Origin of the sequence: Mailhella massiliensis, assembly GCF_020741395.1 — a bacterium.
Lineage (GTDB): Bacteria > Desulfobacterota > Desulfovibrionia > Desulfovibrionales > Desulfovibrionaceae > Mailhella > Mailhella massiliensis_A.
The window spans coordinates 1-3,305 of record NZ_DYZA01000025.1 but is presented as its reverse complement, the minus strand read 5'-3'; the positions used below and the strand labels follow the sequence as shown (position 1 = coordinate 3,305).

At 61.2% G+C, this 3,305-nt stretch carries 2 protein-coding genes; one reads left to right on the top strand and one right to left on the bottom strand.

Annotated features, from left to right (window positions below):
- Positions 1–2,297 (top strand): dynamin family protein (locus K8W16_RS01350; protein ID WP_304120493.1); only part of this gene is annotated, 2,297 nt, incomplete at its 5' end.
- Positions 2,298–2,698: 401 nt separating this feature from the next.
- Here K8W16_RS01350 and K8W16_RS01345 read toward each other — a convergent pair.
- The coding region (locus tag K8W16_RS01345) for a hypothetical protein (RefSeq protein ID WP_304120491.1) at positions 2,699–3,305 on the bottom strand (607 nt) is incomplete at its 5' end.

Below are 3,305 nucleotides of genomic sequence, written 5' to 3'. Positions count from 1 at the left end.
GGGGCATGCTTCACATGCCTTCCGTGGAGGGCTGGCAGCTGCTTTTCAAGCCCCGGCAGGGCGGGGAGGACGATTCGCGCGTAGTCATGGAAGGGGGCGTGGCGCAGCGCAAAAGCCCCCGCAAAAGTATTCTTTCCCCTACGCTTTCGGCCTTTTCCGCCATGCTTTCCGAAGCGGGAGCGGCCTGTACGGACATGGCGGCCCATGCCGTGAACCAGTACGGCGGGGCGGCGCGCTATTTGCGCGAGCTCCGGACGCAGCGCATTTTCGCCCTTTTCTCCCCCCGCGAGGAGGAATTTGCCGTGGCCGTGGGCTTTGAGGGTGCGGAAAAGGCTTCCCTGGCGCTTGAAAGGGCGGCGCTTTCCGCAGGCGCCCTGGATACGGCCCGCGCCCTCGTCGATCTGCGTCACCTCATGGCGGAGCAGCCCTTTACCGTAGTCATGGTAGGCGAAGGCAAGCGCGGCAAGAGCTCGCTGGTCAATGCCCTGCTTTGCGGGGAATACTCCCCGGTGCGCGAAGCCGTGCCGGAAACGGCGGCTGTGGCGCGCTTCCGCTGGGGCGGGGATTTTTCGGGCACGGTTCGCTTCCTCAGCGAAGAGGAATGTGCCCGCATGGGCGCATATTTCGCTTCCGAAGGGAAGGAGGGCGTGTTCGCAGAACGCCTTGAGGAGCTGCGCACTGGCGCAAAAGAGCGCGGGGAACAGAAACTGCTTTCCCCCGAAGATTTGCGCTCCTTCCTTTCCGCCCGGGAAAGGGGCAGTATTTTTTCCGCCCGCGTGGAGGTGGAAGTGCCGGCGGGCATCCTTCGCCACGGCATGGTTCTGGTGGATACCCCGGGCCTCAACGCCACCGATCCGGTGCAGAACGTGCTGGCCTTTGAGGAATGTCTCGCCGCGGACTGTCTTGTGTTCGTTATGGATGCGCGCAGGCCGGAATCCGCCTCGGAAGAGGAGCTTCTGCGCCAGCTCGCCCGCTCCGGCAGGGCCGCTTCCGTCATAGGTGTGGTGACGGGCGTGGACAGGCTGAACGAAAAGCAGAGCCGATCGGAGGCCATGGCGCGGGCGGAGCTGCTTATGAAAAGCGCCGCCGCCCACGGCATGAAGGTGCTCGGCCTTGTGGATCTGAACGCGCGCGAGGCCATGGAGCAGCGCTGTGCGGGCCATGCCGCCAAAGAGGGCTTCCAGAAGCTGTGCGCCCTCATGGAACACGCCGCTTCGGGAAAGAAGAGGAATGCGGCCGAGCGCGGGGAGCGCATCCGCATGCGCGGCGCGGAAATCGCCCGGGCCGCGCGGGAGGAGGCGAAAAAGGTTCTGGAGAGGGAGCTTTCCCGCCTGCCGGATGTTCGCCATGAGGAACTTCTCCATTCCCATGTGCAGAGGCTGGAGAGCGTGATACAAAGCTGTTCCACTCAGGCATGGTCCGTGGCGAGCGCCGCTTCCGTGGATATGGATTCCTGGCGCAAGGAACAGGAAAGAGCCCTCGATGCCTGGCAGGAAACCATAGTGCTGCGCATCATGGACGCCGCGAACCGCCATGCCGACACTCTGGGCTATACCGGCATGTTCCGCCAGAAGAACTGGAAGGGCTTCGACGAGGAGGAAGTGCCGCGCATCGCCCGGGAATCCCTGGAGGAGCTGCTTGCAGGCCGCCGCGACGTGCAGAAGGACTGGAATGAGAAGCTGCGCCAGTTCGGCGAGCGCATGCGGGAAATTTCCGTGCTCTGCCTTGAGGCCGTGGCCGTGGAGGACGTGGACCTCCAGTCCATGGGCGAAGTGCCCTTCAAAAGGGAGCGCTGGCTGGTGAACGCCTCTTCCCTCATGAAGAAAATGGGCCTTGTGGCCGTGGGCCTCGCCATACGCCGCGGCGGCGGACTCGGCCTCGGCATCGTGCTCGGCAATATGGGCTGGTGGGCCGTGCTCCCCGTGGCCGTGGTGGGAAGCGTGGTGTGGACCCTCATGAAGCTTGGCAATCCTTCCCGCTGCCGCCGCATTTTCATGGAACGCAAGGAAGAGGCCGTGCGCAAATGGGTGAAGGAACAGCGCGCCCGCCTTGAGGAACTGCTCAACCAGAATATGGAGGAGCTGACCTCCGCCTACGGCCGTGCCGTGAGCGAAGGCTTCGTGCCCGCCCTCGCCGTGCTCGCCGAAGAGGCCTCCGCCCTGCGTACCTACCTCGACGTGCTCGGAAAAATTCGCGCCGGAGTCTCCGCCCGCGCCGAACATACCCTGCGCCTTGCCGAAAACCTGGAAAAATCCCTTTCCCTCCCCCCCGGAGGCGAAGCCCCGGCCGGGAGCTGAAAGGCAGAAAGAGAGGAAAGGCACGCGGGGCTCCGCCCCGGACCCCGCCGGGGGAGGTGACCTCCCCCCGGGCCCCGCAGCAGGCAGGGCAAAGGCCTTCCTGATGCGCAGGCTCTCCTTCGACCCGCTGCCGTTGTCTGGGTGAAAGTGCAGGCCTTCCTCCGGTGCGCCGCCATCCCGTGGAGCTTGGCATAAAGGGGGGAAGTCCTTCCGCCGGAAAGGGTGGGGAACGCTCCGGGCATGAGGGCAGGGCGTGCTTTGCCTCGCCGTGCGCCGTTCCGTGCCCTCAGTCCGTGCGAGCGTGCTCACGCAGGCCGACGGTTTTCCGGTAACAGGTGTTTGTCAGAGGAGATAGATTCAGCTTCAACATATGTATCCTCAGGATAAAGTTGCGAAGACTTTTAAGCGTGTTCCTGTTTTTTTTCTGAACAGAAACAGACGATATGTTCTATGTAAGGGACGGTAAAAGGAAGATGGAATTCTTCCAGGTGATCGGAAAGCCATTGTTCTGCTTCTTCAAAATCTTCTTTTTGAGGATGAACGGCCACTATTGACGTTGCGTTCAACTGGCGTGGCTTGTCGGCAAAAGTATTAAGAAATAAAAGTAATTCCCAATCGTTATAAATTTTCCAACCGGAGGGAGTCTTTGTCGCTCCATAGACGTGTTGACGGGTATGGCTTTTTTCTGTTGAGCGGTCTCGTACTCGAAGAATGAAAAGAGGTTCCGTGAGTCCACGCAACACACTGTAATTCTCCTGGAGTAGTATGCCTTCTTCCACCGCTCGATTGATGGGGACAAGTCCCATACCGCCTCTGTCTTCATCATCTCGGCAGGGAAGTTCACGAGAAAAAACCAGGTGGTATTCGTCGGCAAACGCAATAGCGGAAGTCCATGCCTTCGGAGTCTTGAATGTCATCCGGTATTTGTCTTCCATTTTCCATGCTCGCTGGTGGCGGCTCAGGGTAAGTTTCAGATAGGGGCAGAGGTCATGGAGCTCCACTTGCGGC